General features: G+C 51.5%; 14 protein-coding genes. 6 read left to right on the forward strand and 8 right to left on the reverse strand.

The features are described 5' to 3' along the window. The first annotated feature begins 66 nt into the window (after nucleotides 1-66). The gene (locus ACFOET_RS17485) at nucleotides 67-561 is read left to right on the forward strand and encodes a hypothetical protein (protein WP_379025033.1); all 495 of its coding nucleotides are present in this window, start codon (nucleotides 67-69) and stop codon (nucleotides 559-561) included. Here the strand turns inward: ACFOET_RS17485 and ACFOET_RS17490 are convergent. The 4 genes from ACFOET_RS17490 to ubiE all read right to left on the reverse strand — a co-directional run bounded on the left by ACFOET_RS17490 (nucleotide 558) and on the right by ubiE (nucleotide 4,752). Next, nucleotides 558-2,357 (reverse strand): M61 family metallopeptidase, encoded by a 1,800-nt coding sequence (locus tag ACFOET_RS17490; RefSeq protein ID WP_379025035.1) that lies wholly within the window; start codon nucleotides 2,355-2,357, stop codon nucleotides 558-560. The genes ACFOET_RS17485 and ACFOET_RS17490 overlap by 4 nt on opposite strands. A 76-nt stretch (nucleotides 2,358-2,433) precedes the next feature. Then, nucleotides 2,434-3,198 (reverse strand): SDR family NAD(P)-dependent oxidoreductase, encoded by a 765-nt coding sequence (locus ACFOET_RS17495; protein ID WP_379025037.1) that lies wholly within the window; start codon nucleotides 3,196-3,198, stop codon nucleotides 2,434-2,436. A 46-nt stretch (nucleotides 3,199-3,244) separates the two neighbouring features. Continuing rightward, entirely contained in the window at nucleotides 3,245-4,018 is a 774-nt protein-coding gene (gene porT, locus ACFOET_RS17500) for a type IX secretion/gliding motility protein PorT/SprT (RefSeq protein ID WP_379025039.1), read from the reverse strand. Further along, nucleotides 4,015-4,752, reverse strand: coding sequence for a bifunctional demethylmenaquinone methyltransferase/2-methoxy-6-polyprenyl-1,4-benzoquinol methylase UbiE (ubiE, locus tag ACFOET_RS17505; protein WP_379025041.1), 738 nt, complete (start codon nucleotides 4,750-4,752; stop codon nucleotides 4,015-4,017). Before ubiE ends, porT begins: the two co-directional genes overlap by 4 nt. A 429-nt stretch (nucleotides 4,753-5,181) precedes the next feature. On the opposite strand from ubiE, the gene dnaB reads away from it, so the two are divergent. The 5 genes from dnaB (at nucleotide 5,182) to ACFOET_RS17530 (ending at nucleotide 11,965) form a co-directional block, all read left to right on the forward strand. Continuing rightward, nucleotides 5,182-6,759 (forward strand): replicative DNA helicase, encoded by a 1,578-nt coding sequence (gene dnaB, locus ACFOET_RS17510; RefSeq protein WP_379025043.1) that lies wholly within the window; start codon nucleotides 5,182-5,184, stop codon nucleotides 6,757-6,759. 191 nt (nucleotides 6,760-6,950) lie between these two features. Beyond that, nucleotides 6,951-9,221: an ATP-dependent helicase gene (locus ACFOET_RS17515; RefSeq protein ID WP_379025140.1), complete on the forward strand. Its 2,271-nt coding sequence runs from the start codon at nucleotides 6,951-6,953 to the stop codon at nucleotides 9,219-9,221. Between the two features lie 23 nt (nucleotides 9,222-9,244). Beyond that, the gene (locus tag ACFOET_RS17520; protein WP_379025142.1) at nucleotides 9,245-9,898 is read left to right on the forward strand and encodes a DUF4290 domain-containing protein; all 654 of its coding nucleotides are present in this window, start codon (nucleotides 9,245-9,247) and stop codon (nucleotides 9,896-9,898) included. A gap of 19 nt (nucleotides 9,899-9,917) precedes the next feature. Next, entirely contained in the window at nucleotides 9,918-11,243 is a 1,326-nt protein-coding gene (murA, locus tag ACFOET_RS17525) for a UDP-N-acetylglucosamine 1-carboxyvinyltransferase (RefSeq protein ID WP_379025045.1), read from the forward strand. A gap of 92 nt (nucleotides 11,244-11,335) precedes the next feature. Then, on the forward strand, nucleotides 11,336-11,965 hold the full coding sequence (locus ACFOET_RS17530) for a YceI family protein (RefSeq protein ID WP_379025047.1): 630 nt from the start codon (nucleotides 11,336-11,338) through the stop codon (nucleotides 11,963-11,965). A 133-nt stretch (nucleotides 11,966-12,098) separates the two neighbouring features. Here the strand turns inward: ACFOET_RS17530 and ACFOET_RS17535 are convergent, their stop codons facing one another. The 4 genes from ACFOET_RS17535 to ACFOET_RS17550 form a co-directional block, all read right to left on the reverse strand. Beyond that, nucleotides 12,099-12,569, reverse strand: a complete 471-nt coding sequence (locus ACFOET_RS17535) for a 3-oxoacyl-ACP synthase (protein WP_379025049.1) — start codon at nucleotides 12,567-12,569, stop codon at nucleotides 12,099-12,101. 87 nt (nucleotides 12,570-12,656) lie between these two features. Next, on the reverse strand, nucleotides 12,657-14,246 hold the full coding sequence (locus ACFOET_RS17540; RefSeq protein WP_379025051.1) for a metallophosphoesterase: 1,590 nt from the start codon (nucleotides 14,244-14,246) through the stop codon (nucleotides 12,657-12,659). Then, entirely contained in the window at nucleotides 14,243-15,208 is a 966-nt protein-coding gene (locus ACFOET_RS17545; protein ID WP_379025053.1) for a phosphodiester glycosidase family protein, read from the reverse strand. Before ACFOET_RS17545 ends, ACFOET_RS17540 begins: the two co-directional genes overlap by 4 nt. A gap of 10 nt (nucleotides 15,209-15,218) precedes the next feature. Further along, nucleotides 15,219-16,511 carry a RagB/SusD family nutrient uptake outer membrane protein gene (locus ACFOET_RS17550; protein ID WP_379025055.1) on the reverse strand — a complete coding sequence of 431 codons (1,293 nt, stop codon included), beginning with the start codon at nucleotides 16,509-16,511 and terminating at the stop codon, nucleotides 15,219-15,221. Between the last annotated feature and the right edge of the window lie 31 nt (nucleotides 16,512-16,542).

The raw sequence follows: 16,542 nt of genomic DNA on the forward strand, positions 1-16,542 counted from the left end.
GCGGTGCACCGCTGCCATTGTAGCTGCCGGCCGAAATATTGGCATTTCTTTTGTGCGGGCAGAGTCATGGAAAGAAAGCGGATCGCCTTAATCATTGCACTTGTTTTTATCGGAATCACCGGTCAGCAAGCCTTCTCCCAGGAGAGCAGCACGTATTCACGCGCCATAGGCGGGCGCTTTGGTGTTGCCAATGGGATTACCTACAAGCATTTTATCAATGACAGCCACGCAATAGATGGCATTTTGAACTTTCAGGGCAACAGGAATTTCACCATTTTCAAATTATTGGGGTTGTATGAGATACACCAGCCGGTAGACTTCGTCGACGTGGAGGGCCTGCAGTGGTACTACGGATTCGGCGGCGGCCTGGGCGGATACCGCTATAAGGATACGGATGAAAGCGGTATGGCATGGAGCTTTGACGGTGTTATCGGTGTGGATTATAAAATCCCCACGGCGCCGGTCAACCTGTCGTTGGACTGGAAACCTACGATGGAGCTCACGCCAGAAGCAGGCGTCCGATTTGATGGCATCGGGCTGTCGATACGTTTCGTGTTTTAACGTAGCGAAAGCCAGATTTTTCCCAAGTTCTCCTGTTCGGGGGTCTGACGAGGCAAAGGCACGATCGTGAATATGCCCTTGGTGTCTTTTTTCAGTGTGACGGTCAGTTCACGAAGCTTTCCGTCGCGTGCTACCAGCACCCGGAGCTTGTCGCCGATGGATGCCGTTTGCAGGATCCGGTTCAACTCCCGTCCGTTAGCATCCAGGCGTTCGCCATCGATGGCAATAAGCTCGTCTCTCACGTTGATGCCTCCGTCCCAAGCTCCCGTATTGCGTGCTACGCCGGTGACCACCAGGCGACCATCACTTGCCGAGGTCGTAATGCCAAGGTCGGGCAGCTCACGCCCCTCGTTATAGTCGACCAATTCATAGCCCGCTGCATTGAGGTAGGCGTTGTAATCGATGGGTTCTACGGTATGCGCCGCGTGGAAAATGTCATCAACCGGCACACCTGCGATCTTTTCGGTCAGCGCCTGAAACTCGTGTTCTTCAAACCCCCGTTTTTTCCGGACGTAGAATTCCTCGTAGGCGGCTTTAAGTACGTCGTCCAGGCGTTTTTTGCCCCCGGTGGCGTCAAGTATCTTAAGATCAAGCATAGCGGCCAGCAGCGCACCTTTGTTGTAATAGGAAACGCTTGTGTTGGCTGAATTTTCATCCGGGCGGTAGTGTTTGATCCACGCATCAAAGCTGGCGGCTGCAACCGGTTGAATGCGGTTGCCCGGCCTGTTTTCAACGGTGTTGAAATCATTGGACAATGCTTGCAGGTAGGTGCTCTCATTAAGAAATCCGCAGCGTCTCAAGATCAGGTTGTCATAGTAGGCCGTAAAACCTTCCATGATCCACAGCGCGGTGGTATAGTTTTCTGCGTCATAGTCAAACGGGCCGAGCTCAATGGGACGGAGGCGTTTCACATGCCACAAATGGAAATATTCGTGGGCGACGAGTCCCAGAAAGCCCAGGTAAGTCCGTTCATTCTGGTATCCGTTTCTGCTTGCACCCAGTACGGTTGAGTTGAGATGTTCCAATCCACCGCCGCCGGACTGGTAATTATGCACAATGAAAACGTACCGTTTGTTGGGATTTTCGCCGAATATTTTGGTCGACTCTTCCACAATGGCGGCACAATCCCGCTTTAGCCGTTCCCTGTTGTAGTTTCCTCCGCCTACCATGGCGATTTCATGCAGCACGCCGGCTGCTTCAAAAGTAAACACATCCTGGTTGCCCACTTCGATGGGAGAATCGAATAAAATATCGAAGTCTGGCGCACGATACGTATTGGGCTGACCGTCCACCGGTTCGAGTCCGGTCGAAATTTTGGACCAGGCGGCGTGCGGGATGACCGTCACATCCGCCGGTTGGTTGATCATGCCATCTACATACATAAATGTAGCCGCAGGGGAGAGAAACGCATGGGTGTCGTCGATGAAGTTGGTACGCACTGATACTTCAAAGCCGTAAATGCGGTAATTTATCGTCACCTTACTGCTTTTGGCCGATACAATTCGCCAAGTGTTCTTGCTGATTTTCTCGACAACAAACGGATTGCCGTCTGCGTCGCATGCCTCAAAATTTTCCACATGCCTTGAATATTCGCGCACAAGGTACGACCCCGGTGTCCACACCGGCATTTTCACATCGATGTGGTCTTTACGAATGCCGGAAATCTCCATTTTGATTTCGGCGTAGTGGGCCTGTGGTTCCTTGAAGGAAACTTCAAAGTGAATCTGTGGATCGGCGAATGCGGAGGTGGTGACAATGGTCATAAGGGTTGCTAACTTGGTACGGATGCGTTTCATGATCATCAAATTAGGGAACTGCAAAGGTAAAAGTATCGGCCGAAGCGACAAAGGAATGTCGGCCTAAAATTGTCACCTATTCTTCCTTTACCACCGTTGTCGCGTTTGCCTGTACCGTTGGCATGATGATCATATCGTTGATATTGACATGCTTTGGGCGGGACGCGGCAAACCATACGGCATCAGCCACGTCTGCTGCTACCAATGGTTCGATGTTTTTATAGACGGCCGTTGCCCGTTCCCTATCGCCTTTAAAACGGATTTCGGAAAATTCGGTTTCTACCATTCCGGGATGCACGGCTGTTACTTTGATATGCTTATCCAGCAGATCGATGCGCATCCCCTTGGTTAGTGCATCCACCGCATGCTTGGTTGCGCAATACACGTTGCCATTCGGATACACCTCTTTACCGGCAATGGAGCCGATGTTGATAATATGGCCGGATCTGCGCGCCACCATTGAGGGCACCACCGCTCGGGTTATATACAATAGACCTTTTATATTGGTGTCGATCATGCGGTCCCAGTCGCCGGTGTCGCCTCCATCGATGGGGTCGAGGCCTTGGCTCAGGCCGGCATTGTTGACCAGTACGTCCACTTGTTTCCACTCATTGGGCAGGTTGCTGAACGCTGAAAACACTTCATCCGCGTTGCGGACATCGAGGGCGAGCAGATGGGTCTTGGTTCCATATTCCTGTGTGAGTCGCTCGGAGAGCGTTTCCAGGCGGTTGATGCGGCGGGCGGCAAGCAGGAGATCATATCCTTCGTGTGCAAATCTGCTGGCGCAGGCTTCGCCGATCCCTGCGCTGGCTCCGGTGATGAATGCTATTTTTTTAGACATAAGATATGAGACATCAGGCATGAGACTATTACTTTTTTCGTTACTGTCACTCAAAGAACAGACTGATCTGAAAATTCCGTAACATCATTCGTTCTATAGGGTGGTTGTACATGTTCGGTTCCCTTGCATCCAGCAGGTTGCCTATGCTCTGTACCCACTTAATTTCGGGTGCCATTTTGAAGAAATCGAAATATAGGTCGAACCCGATCCCTGCTTCGTATGAAAAATAACCGGGTTTGGTCTTTAGGAATTTTTCAACGGGGGCGAAACCAGTATCGTCGTAACGTTTGCTCGACACCACATTGATGGAATATTTGCCTCCGCCGATGAGGTAACCGCGGTAGTTGCCTTTCCGGTCCGATTTGAACTTGAACAGCAGGGGCAAATCGATGTAAGAAGCCCTCACCAGTGCCGTGAGCTGTCGATCGTGGTTGCTGTTATTTGTATAGGGCGTATAGCCGTAGTTTACGGTCTTATTGGAAAAAACGAGCGCTGGGGTGAACCGGATGTTGGCATTTTCGGAAATTTTGACGTCTGCCAATAATCCCAGTCCGACACCGTGATAAATTGGAGAAGACACACTATAAAGCGAATCTGCGATCTGATTTCCATTTGGTGCCTGGAACGGGGCTTGCCAGTCTCGTGTCAATGTGATTTTGTAATCCGCGTTGATGTAATGGAAGCTAAAGCCGAAATGGAGTTGCTCATCATCCACGCCACCGCCCCACCGTTGGAACCGCTGTTGGGCCGAAGTAGGTAAAACCATCAGCAGCGACAGGGAAAGTGCGCAGGCAATCGATATCCAGGACAGCGGTTTCATTTTGTGCCGATGTAGATGGTGCAGATGCCGAACGTTTGCGGACGGCACACCGTTTTGCTAAATCCGGCCCGGCACAGGATATCGGTAAAACGATGGCCATCAGGAAATCGGGCCACGGACGCGGGGAGATAGCTGTACGCACGATAATCTTTCGAAAATATTCTGCCGATCAATGGCGTGACGCGGTTGAAGTAGAACCGATAAAGCTGTTTCACGGGAAAGCGCTTGGGGTTTGAGAACTCGAGGATCACCGCTTGCCCTCCCGGTTTCAGTACACGGCAGATATCGGCAAGCCCTTTTCCGAGGTTTTCGAAATTGCGTACGCCAAAAGCCACCGTTACCGCATCGAAGGTACTGTCTGCAAATGGCAGGTTTTCCGAGTCGCCCAGCAATACTTCAAACTTGTCTTCAAGGTCTTTTTTGACTATTTTTTCTTTAGCGACGTCCAACATGCCCTGAGAAATGTCGACGCCGACGACTTTTGAGGGCTGAAGTATCTTAATTGCTTCGAGTGCAAAATCACCCGTGCCAGTGGCGACATCCAACAGGTACTTCGGTTTCGCCGCTTTCAGTGCGCGTATGGCTTTTTTCCGCCAAATGATATCAATGCCGAGCGACAGGAAGTGATTGAGAAAATCATAGGTGCCTGATATATTGTCGAACATGTCAGCCACCTGTTCCTTTTTCGCTGTGTCGCTTTCGTTGTAAGGTTTTACTGTTTCCGATGTCGTCATGATACGCAAAGATAGGCTTTTAGGATTTACGATTTAGGATTATTGATGCCAGGGCCGGACTTTTATTTAGCATCAACAGTGCTATTGTGGTTACGGTCAGGGGCTGGCTGCGCCCGCAAAATGTGGTGCGGAAGCGCTAGGGTTTGATAATCAATACCTATGAATGATTTGGCTAATCAACAGCTTACAAAGTTGTCAACAAATCTGCAAGCTACTGGCTACCAATACCGATTTGTCGTTTTCAACATTTTTTGCACAGACGATGTTAAAAACGTATATTGCTAATTATGCCTGTTTCAAGGCAAAACGCATTGAAAAAACGGAATTGTGAGGACGTTGTTCAGAACTTACAGGAATACCGGCCGCCGAAAATCCATACTTTTGTTCTGCTGGTTTTAGAAGCAGCAGCTGTTATATTCAATATTAGATATGAGTAACGAGAATGAGTATCCTTCCAGTCAGGCCGGTGCTGCACGCGGCGCATTTGCCGAGCGGCGGACGCGGCTGAACAACTTGGTGAGTGGGTTAGGTAAGTTGCCCCCGCAGGCCGTAGATCTGGAAGAGGCTGTGTTAGGTGCACTGATGCTTGAGAAAAATGCGCTCAGCGAGGTCATTGACATTCTCAAGCCCGAAACATTCTATAAGGAAACGCACCAGAAAATTTTTGAAGCCATCTATAACCTGTTCCAGAAGACTTCGCCGATAGACCTTCTCACGGTCACCGCGGAGTTACGGAAAATGGGTGCATTGGAACTCGTGGGCGGAGCATACTACATCACCCAGCTGACCGACCGCGTGGTATCAGCAGCCAATATTGAATACCATGCGCGCATTATTTCACAGAAATATATCCAGCGAGAGCTGATCAAGGTTTCCACGGAGATCATCAGCAATGCGTATGAAGACACCACCGATATCTTTGACTTGCTTGACCATGCCGAAAAGAGCTTGTTTGATATCGCTCAGAATAACCTTCGGCGGGATACGCGCAAGATGGACGATATTATGCGGGAGGCGGTGGAAGCGTTGGAGACGCTTCGCGATCGGACAGACGGCCTCACGGGCGTGCCGTCCGGTTTTACCGAATTGGACCGGATGACGTCGGGTTGGCAGCCCTCCGACCTGGTCATTGTGGCTGCCCGGCCGGCCATGGGTAAGACGGCGTTTGTACTGAGCTGTGCACGCAATGCGGCGGTCGATCACGGCAAGCCGGTGGCGGTATTTTCGCTGGAGATGTCTTCCGTTCAGCTGGTAAACCGCCTCATTGCGGGCGAAACCGAAATTGAGCAGGAAAAGCTCCGTAAAGGCAGTCTTGCGGACCACGAGTGGACGCAGCTCCACTCGCGCATCGGGCGGCTCACGGAGGCACCTTTACTCATCGACGACACCCCGGCGCTGAATATTTTTGAGTTCCGGGCCAAGTGCAGGCGGCTCAAAGCCCAATATGATATCCAGATGGTGATCGTGGATTACCTTCAGCTCATGCACGGCAAGAATGATGGCAAAGGAGGTAACCGCGAACAGGAAATCGGCAGCATCTCCCGGTCGCTGAAGTCGGTGGCAAAGGAGTTGAATATCCCGGTCATCGCACTTTCGCAGCTCAGCCGTGCCGTGGAAAGCCGTCCGGGTGGCAGCAAGAGGCCTATGCTTTCGGATCTGCGTGAATCCGGTTCCATCGAGCAGGATGCCGATATGGTATTGTTTCTGTACCGGCCGGAATATTATGGCCTTACCGAGGATGAGGCAGGTCGTCCCACCGCAGGAGTGGGGGAGGTGATTATCGCCAAGCACCGAAACGGGGAGACGGGCACCGTGCAGCTTCGGTTTGTGGGTAAGTACGTGAAATTTACCGATTTGGAAGACGACTTCTCTTTCGGTGGTGACGGTGGGCTTTCCGGTCCGACGTCGTTCTCATCTGGCATAGCACCATCAGCGTCCTTCGACCAACCGGGAAGCATCGTGCGGCAATCGCGGATGAATGACATGAATGATGATTCGCCGTTTTAATCGATTGGTTAGTTAATTTCGATCGGCTTGCAGCGCCTGCGTATTGCTTACACGTCAAACCCGGCAAGGGCAGTTGGTTTCGGTGATGCGGCTAAAGTCGTCTAATTTAGCCCTTCGTTTTAATGCAATTACCTAAAACCCTATCTTTGCGCTTCGGGAAACACAGACAAGAGGAAACGAAAGGAACAGCATTGGATTATTTAGCAGGTTTAAACCCTTCGCAGCGCGCCGCGGTAGAGCATACCGAAGGGCCGGTAATGATTGTGGCCGGGGCGGGGTCGGGTAAGACTCGGGTAATCACTTACCGGGTGGCCCATTTGGTACGCAGGGGAGTGGATCCGTTCAACATCCTAGTGCTTACTTTTACCAACAAAGCGGCCAAGGAGATGCGCGAGCGCATCATGAAAGTGGTAGGCGACGAGGCAAAAAATACCTGGATGGGCACATTCCACTCCGTGTTTGCAAAGATTTTGCGCGTCGAGGCCGAGCACATCGGCTATCCGCGAAATTTCACGATCTATGATACCGATGACAGCAAAAGCCTTATTCGCAGTATTCTCAAGGAAATGCAGCTGGACGACAAGCTTTATAACGCCAGTTTCGTATACAACCGGATTTCATCGGCCAAAAACAACCTGATCTCCGCCCAGGAATACAGCAGTAACGAACAGATACAAGCAGACGACTATTCCAACGGTCGGGGGCAGCTCGGGCAAATCTACCTCACGTATACCCAACGCTGCTATAAGGCAGGCGCTATGGATTTCGATGATCTCCTGTTCAAGACCAACGTGCTGTTCCGCGAAAATCCCGATGTGCTGCATAAATACCAGCATAAGTTTAAATACTTGATGGTGGATGAGTATCAGGACACGAATTTTTCGCAATACCTGATCGTCCGGAAATTGGCTGCCATCAACGAAAACATCTGCGTAGTGGGGGATGATGCCCAGAGCATCTATGCTTTCCGCGGTGCCAATATCCAAAATATCCTCAATTTTGAAAAGGACTACCCCGATCTGAAGGTCTTCAAGCTGGAACAGAATTACCGGTCGACGCAGAACATCGTAAATGCGGCAAACAGCATCATCGCCAATAATAAGAACCAGCTGAAGAAAAACGTTTTTTCGGAAAATGAAGCCGGCGATAAGATAAAGGTATGCCGAGCATTCAGCGATAACGAAGAAGGCAAGATCGTGGCGGAAGCCATCGCCCAGGAACGGGCGCTCAGCGGGAGTACGTATCGGGATTTTGCCATCCTTTACCGTACCAATGCGCAGTCGCGGGCGATGGAGGAGGCCTTGCGGAAAATCAATGTTCCATACAAGATATACGGTGGCACGTCGTTTTACCAGCGTAAGGAAATCAAGGACCTTATTGCTTATTTTAGGCTGACTTTCAACCCGAACGACGAGGAAGCGATCAAGCGCGTCATCAACTATCCCCGCAGGGGCATCGGAGACACAACAGTGGACCGTGTCCTCATCGCTGCAGATAAGCACCAAGTGACGCTGTGGGATGTGATCAGCAATGCAAGCACTTACCTGGATGGCCGCAGCGCAGGGGCGGTAGGTGTGTTCGGCACGATGATACAAGGATTTCAGGTGGTGGCTAAAAACCATTCGGCATTTGAAGCGGCGATGCACATCGCGCAGCATTCGGGTATCCTGAAAGACCTTTACGCGGATAAGTCTGTGGAAGGGCTGAGCCGTTATGAAAATATCCAGGAGCTCCTCAATGGTATCAAAGAGTTCAGCGAACGCGAAGACATCGAAGAGAAGGGGCTGGATGTGTTCATGCAGGACATCGCCCTGCTGACCAACGACGACAATGACAAAGACCCCAACGCGGACACGGTATCACTGATGACCATCCACTCATCCAAAGGGCTGGAGTTTCCGCATGTGTTTATCGTTGGGCTGGAAGAAAACCTGTTTCCTTCGCAGCTGTCGCTGAATTCGCGGAGCGAGCTTGAAGAGGAACGGAGGCTGTTCTATGTGGCGGTAACCCGTGCAGAGAAAAAGCTGACGCTTAGCTATGCTACCTCGCGCTACCGCTGGGGTACGTTGAATAATTGCGAGCCAAGCCGGTTTTTGGACGAACTGAACCCAGCGTACCTCGACCTTGACTTTAAACCCAAGTCAATGCCGCAGGACACCGCTTCCTTCGGCGACGAACGGCAGGCGTGGAGCCAGCGCGATGTCTTCACCAAGCCAAAACCGAAGGTGCCGCCGAAGACAACAGCGATGCTGCCGAAGGCGCACACACCGACACCGGGTTTCGCCCCATCGGATACCAGCAACCTGCAAGTAGGCATGGAGGTTGAGCATGAGCGCTTTGGGTTTGGCAAGGTGGTCAACCTGGAGGGAAGTAAAAACGACGTAAAAGCAACTATTTTCTTCAAAGAATTGGGGCAGAAGCAATTGTTGCTTAAATTTGCAAAGCTGAGAATCGTAGGATAGGGGATAACAATAAAACTATGGAAATGGAATTTGATTACAATAGTACACGGCCGAGGCTGATTTTGGCAGAATATGGAAGGAACGTACAGAATATGGTGGATCATATCTGTACGTTGCCTACAAAGGAAGAACGTAACCGCCATGCTCAGGTCGTCATCGAGATGATGGGCTTTCTCAATCCGCACCTGCGCGATGTGGCCGATTTCAAGCATAAACTGTGGGACCACCTGCATATCATTTCGGACTTCAAGATTGATGTAGATTCGCCGTACCCCGTTCCCGAACGCGACGCCATCCATCCGAAACCCGAACTGCTTGATTACCCGCAGCACCGGATCAAGTATAAGCATTATGGCTTTACCATCGAAAGGATGATCGAAAGAGCCAAACAGATAGCTGACGCCGAAAAGAAGAAAGCCATGACGCAGGCTATCGCCAATTTCATGAAAATGGCCTATGTCACCTGGAACAAGGACTCGGTAGAGGACGATGCGATCATCAGCGACCTGCGGGAATTGTCTAATGGCGAACTGCAACTTGGCCCCGATGTAAGCCTGACGAAGCTCGACTTCAAGACCCCGCCTCCGGGCAGCCGTACCAAAAGTACAAACAACCCACAGAACGGCGCTGGTAAAAATAAGAAAGTCCAAAAGAAGCAAAAAAGCAAACGGCACTAAAAACGCCAATCGATAGCCCATGAATGCATTCGAGATATACGGTGGAACGCCGTTGAAAGGAGATATTATACCCCAGGGTGCCAAAAATGAGGCCTTGCAGATCCTCTCTGCGGTGCTACTCACGGAAGAGGCAGTGACCGTCAGTAACATCCCCGATATAAAAGATGTGAACAAATTGATCGATCTGCTTCGTGATCTGGGGGTTGAAGTGAACCGGCAAAGCAAGGACACCTATACGTTTCGCGCGCAGCATATCGATCTCGATTATTTCAAATCAGAGGAATTTAAGGCCAAGGGCAGTGGGCTGCGCGGATCTATCATGATCGTAGGACCCCTGCTGGCCCGGTTTGGCAGAGCAGCCATCCCAAGACCTGGGGGGGATAAAATCGGACGCAGGCGCCTGGATACCCATTTCCTCGGATTTGTAAAGCTGGGGGCACGGTTTCACTACGATCCTGACAGCCATTTTTTCAACGTGGATGCGACGAACCTCAAAGGGACATATATCCTGATGGATGAGGCTTCGGTGACCGGTACGGCCAATATCGTGATGGCCGCCGTACTTGCTGAGGGAACAACCACGATCTACAATGCCGCCTGCGAACCGTACCTGCAACAGCTCTGCAAAATGCTGAACAGGATGGGTGCGAAGATTTCAGGGATAGGCTCCAACCTGCTCACGATAGCCGGCGTGGATCGTCTCGGCGGAACCAACCACCGAATGCTTCCTGACATGATCGAGATCGGCTCGTTCATCGGGCTAGCCGCAATGACGGAATCCGAAATCACCATCAAGGATGTGCATTTCAACGAGTTGGGTATTATACCGACTGTTTTTGCTAAGTTAGGCGTGCAGTTTGAACTGCGTGGTGACGATATCTTTATTCCTTCGCAGCAGAGCTACGAGGTAGATACGTTTATCGATGGGTCTATTCTCACGATCGCCGATGCTCCCTGGCCTGGCTTTACACCGGATTTGTTGAGTATCGTGCTGGTGGTTGCCACGCAGGCTAAAGGTAATGTACTGATCCATCAGAAGATGTTTGAGAGCCGACTGTTTTTTGTCGATAAGCTGATCGATATGGGGGCGCAGATCATTCTTTGCGATCCGCACCGCGCTACGGTGATCGGGCTCAACAAGGCATTCAAACTGCGCGGCATTGAAATGACTTCACCTGATATACGGGCGGGAGTTTCCCTGTTGATCGCTGCGCTTTCGGCGCAGGGAAAATCCGTGATCCACAACATTGAGCAGATCGAGCGGGGGTATCAGGATATCGAGCTGAGACTAAAAGCACTGGGCGCTGCGATCCGGCGCATCGACGCAATCCCGCAGACGCTTTAAAACAATTTCGCACGTCAATTGTTTTATCGTATAAACATATTATTTTTACAAAAATTAGTGTTTAACCATCTATTACTTAATCATCAAAAATCATGGAAAAAGTAATGCTATCTTTAGCAGCAGGCGCATTGATATTGGCATCCTGCGTAAGCAATCCCGAAGGTAAGAAAGCCGAGACCACCGACAGTGTGGAAACGGCTGAATCCGCCGCTGGCGAAGCGCTGACCGTGGACACCTCGGCTTCCTCTGTGGTATGGACCGGGCGGAAAGTGAGCGGCCAACACCATGGAACGGTTAAAATCAAATCGGGCACGCTGCTGGTAGATCAAGGGAAGCTCACAGGCGGCAATTTCGTGATCGACCTCAACACGATCGACAACCAGGATCTGGAAGGCGAGTATAAAGGGAAACTGGAAGGTCACCTGAAATCGGATGACTTTTTTGATGTCGCGAACCACCCTGACGCCACGTTTGAGATCACTGGTGTAAAAGACGGATCGGAGGACGGTGTGGTTGTTGTTTCCGGGAACTTGACCTTGCGCGGTGTGACCAAGAACATCACATTTGATGCGAATGTTGAAGAGGCGAGCGATACGGCAGTGAGAGCGACGGCTGATTTCAATATTGCGCGTGAGGATTGGGGAATCACCTATTCAGGACAGGCAGATGATTTGATTAGCAAAGAGATCAATCTAAAAGTGACTTTGGTTGCCGGTACTTAAAATTTTGCTATAACACGTTAACAGCAGGAAGCCGTCTCATTAACGAGACGGCTTTTTTATGGGTGTACTTTTAAAGTGTCCAAGGCTCGGTTTGCTATATCCGATTGTCGGTTGACTTGCCGGCTGCATTATATCAGCACACGCTTATGATCTGGTAGTTCATGCCGTTGAAATCTATCCCTTCACCTATTTTTGCGCCGATAAACCGCTGTCCCAGGGGTGATGCCGGAGAAATGGCCCGGTAGGTTGTTCCGTCAATTTGTAATTGGCCCACACTGACTGCAATGAAAAACATGCCGTGGTTTGTTTTTACCAAGCTGCCGAGTTTAGCGGGTTCGGTATGTATTCGAACATCCAGGTCGGCTAACACCTTTTCCATGCGCTTCGCATCCGTCAAGAGCTGTTGATGTCGGTTCAGCTCTTGCTGCATCATTTCCCGGGTTGTCTCAAATTTATCTCCGGCGCTGCTTTTGGTGTCATCTGCAGCTGCATCACTTGCCGACGCGATCGCTTGCAGGGCATTGGCTATTCGCTGATCAACATAGGTCTTGCATGCTTCCAGCAAAGACACCTTGATGGTTCGGGATGCATTGTTTGTGCTCATAGCATACAAAGATAGGCATTAGTTTAGCGGTTGACCTATCATTTGCTTACCTTGGCCTATGGATGTCTTTTGGCAGCATTAACCGTGTCAGCCACCTGACCGGTCAAATTTCCTCGTTTCGCGGATTATGTGGTCATAGGTTTTGGCTTCGGTGGTGATCACGTTGCCCGCCTCATCAGTGACTGGAAAAATATACTGTGGAATCATGATTATTTCATACACGTGTTCTCCCTGCGGAATAACGTCTACCACCAGGTGTCCGTAATGCTTGCCCCCCGAAATCAGCTGCCTTCCGTCCCAATGTTCCGCTGCATCAACGTGGGCTACCCATTGGCGGTATCCATTGGCGCGGCGAGGGTCTTTATCGTCCAGGGAGTAGCCCAATCCATCTCCGGCAATGCCTACATCCCAAAAGTGGATGCCATCAACTAAGGAGTGTTCCAACGATTCATTGTGCCCGCAGATCACCGCCACCACACCGTATTTTTTGAACAATGGCGTATAGGCCCGCATGGGCACTCCGGCTTGGCCCGAACTGTTTTCGGCTGTGAGCGGCAGGATGTGGCCGCCGCTGGAGTACGGTATATGGTGAAACTGAACAAAAACAACCTGGCCAGCATCGTGCGCATCTTTCAGCTGGGCTTCTGCCCACTTCCACTGGTCTGAGCCGGGATTGATGTCGGGCAGGTCGTCACCAGGATAGGTAGATGCGCTGATGTTTATGTTGGTGTCGTGGTCCGTGCTGTCCGGAAGGCCGTTTGAAGAGTCTAACGTAATGACCGTCACCGGACCGTAATCCACCCTGTAATAGGCATCCTGATAGGTTGGGTGCTGATTACTTGGCAGTGTGAAGTAGGCCTTATATTTTGCACGCGACTGATACACGGCTTGCGGCTCGTATCCACCATTACGGGCGCCGAAGTTTTCCCAGTTGCCCAGTGCTGGTAGGAGCACCGTGCCGCCGAAGACATCGTCAAATTTGCCTGCCGTATGGAAGAAAAACTCGTCCCACGCACGCTGGTATCCGCCACCCTGTACAATGTCTCCGGCAATCATCACAAAGTCAGGCTGTTCGGATTTGACGTGCCGTAGGTTGGCGATCAAACCTTCGGTTTCGGTGAGCAGGTAGTTGGTGACCCCCGCAGGTCGTCCTGAACTGCCGGGAGCCTGCGCCCCTACGGACCAAGGACGTTTGGTCTGCCGGCCTTCAGGGTCGGTCTCGCTATCGGCCAGTGCAATAAATCGGACATGCTGCTGGTCTCCAGGCCGGGGTGCTACGGTAAACTGGTTGATGTAACTGCTGTCGCCCTGCGTAACCCGGTAGTGATATGTAGACCGCGGGGTCAGGTCGTCAAGCACGACGGTGTGCTTCCAATTGGCGTTGGCAAACATGTCGGGAAAGCTGTCCCGTTCGGATTCCTCCAGCGCCGAATAGCGGAGTGATGGGAGATCGATCGAGTCGGGGGAATAGTACGTGGTATCACCCGTATTGGCTTCCCATACGGCCAGCTTGCCGCTGATGCCGGTCTCGGTAAACCAGGTGAGCCGTACACTGCCGGCCTCATCAGCAGGCAACAAGTATGGCAGGACCCTAAACTGGCCGAAGCAAGGACCGGAAAAAGCGATGCTAAAAAGCAAAAGGGCAATTGCCCGATGTAATGGAGTTGATTGGGTCATCGTGATTTTTTAAGTACCATTATGGCATTGCGGATGCTACGCTGTCCGAAGTGGTCGTATCGTTTATTGTCTGTTGGATAGTTGACAACCGCGTTTTGCGAATCGGCCGACTCCATCCAGAGCGTCGTGGAGCCGCCGCCGTCGAGGTTCAGCATATACCGGGGATTGAAGTAATGCGCGATAAACCTAGTCAATTCGCGGGCAGACATGCCTGCGGTTTCCGGCCGGCGGCCATCCACGGTGATGAGCAGCAGATGGGCATCGCCCGTGATGGCCACGGCCGTGCGCGGATGCCGCACGCCCTGGTGGCGATCGGGATCTTCATAATCCAGGCTGTCCAACGGCTCCGTTCTCCGTTTAGCAAACGTTTCACCCACCGGCTGATAGTCATACACCAGCATGGGGGCTCCCGATAGCACATTGGCATAAGGCATAACCTCATAGCTTGCTTTGTCGCCATACACGATACCCCACTGCCTGCCTGCCGGGTCGTAAAAAAATGCACCTTCGTGTTTCCAGAAATACCGGTGCCCTTCGGTAATGGTGACGGTGGAAGCCACATTGCCGTCTGCCTTGAAAAACGAAGACTGCGTTTGCTTACCAGATGAATCAGTGAAGAGCTCGTAATACGTGCCGTTGATAGCAGCAACAGCGCCGTCGTGCGCTGCTGCAATTGACGACAGTGAATCCGATGGTCGCGCGTCGGCAAACCGAAGCTGGTATTCATCCAGATCAACCGCTACGACGTTGACGTTTTGGCGAGCGGAAGAAATGGAGTCGTACCCCTCATAGTGGTGCCTGACGAGTCCTTCTGCCACGTGATCTATTGTCCAACCGGTGGTCTCATGCAGGAGGGCTGCCGGGGAGGCCTCGTCGGTGCTTCCGGTAGGCGCGTGCCTACAGGACAACGCCAGCCAGGCGACCACCAGGACAATAAGGGAAGATTTTACGTTCAGCAGCATGGACTATGGCCTAATACGAATCATTTTGTTCCAACACATTTTCAGACAAGTTTACCTGGGCCCCTGGCAGCGGAAGCAAATAGTGCGCTCGTGTCCGTACATTTGGGAGGTCAATGGCTTTGTCGGTGCGTACCAGATCATAGAAAAGGAAGCCCTCACTGTACAATTCGCGTCTCCGTTCTTGGAGTACTTCATCGAGGTAGGAGCCTGCCGTCTGAAAATCGGCCGCAGCGCGGGGCGCTAAACCTCGTGCCTGCCGCAGTTCATTCAAGTATTGCAGTCCGTTTGCCATACCAAAGCCTTCGGCACAGATCAGGTACAGCTCCGAAAGGCGGGATATGACCATAGGCTGGACGTCCCAGTATTTACTGACGATGGTAAGCACACCATCGGCGCTTGGAACATCCTGTATATTCACATTTCTCCGCACATCGTTCACTTGATAAAGTTCATTAATGGCATAGGTCGAAGGCTGAACGAAATAAGAACCAGCCCATTCAGTGCCATAAGGCCAGAACAAGCTTGACATGCGGATGTTGCTTTCCGTGACGAGGTTACTAAAGGCAAAGATGACCTCTGACGAGGCATCCGTATTGCGGAAAATGCGGCCGTAATTAGCATCGATGGCCCGGCTTTCCAACGCAGAGATAGTCGATGCCGCTAACGTGGCAGCCTCCTCTTTGCGATCGAGAGCCAGCAATACCCGGCTTTTAAAAGCCTGGGCAGCCTCTACGGATATTTTTTTGATTCCCGTGGTCTGAAAAGGGTCAGCGTTGGCGATGGCGAAATCGATATCTATGAGAATCTGATTCCAAACCTCCGCGGCCGGGTTGCGTGGAATGTTTTCTGTGGTGTTGGTCAGTATCAGGGGGACTCCACCGAAGTTGGTGACCAGCTGATAATAGAGGTAGGCCCTCAGGTAGCATGCCTCGGCTTTAACCTTCTGGAGGTTGCCGGCGCCTCCAAGGCGGTCAACCGCTTCGATGATGACATTCGCATTGTATATGTTGCGGTAAGCATGCGTCCATAGGCTGGCCGAAAAACTCAGCCGGTCGTCTACATTGTCACCGGTTATCAGTACACCATAGGCGCTGTTGCTGCCGGAAAGTGCCGTCCACGTGTAGTTTCCGCCCCGGACGTCCTGAAGAACGTAGTTGTCGCGCTCGGGCATCGACCGGCGGTATAGGCCGTTCAGGAAGAAATTGATGTTCCCTGCGTTGATCTGGTCGGGCGATACACCGCTTTCGGGCACCAGATCAAGTTCTTTGGCACAGCTTGATGTAATAATGACCAAGACTGCCATTAGTATTGTTTTGATAGTTGATTTCTTGTTC

Origin of the sequence: Parapedobacter deserti, assembly GCF_042646065.1 — a bacterium.
Lineage (GTDB): Bacteria > Bacteroidota > Bacteroidia > Sphingobacteriales > Sphingobacteriaceae > Parapedobacter > Parapedobacter deserti.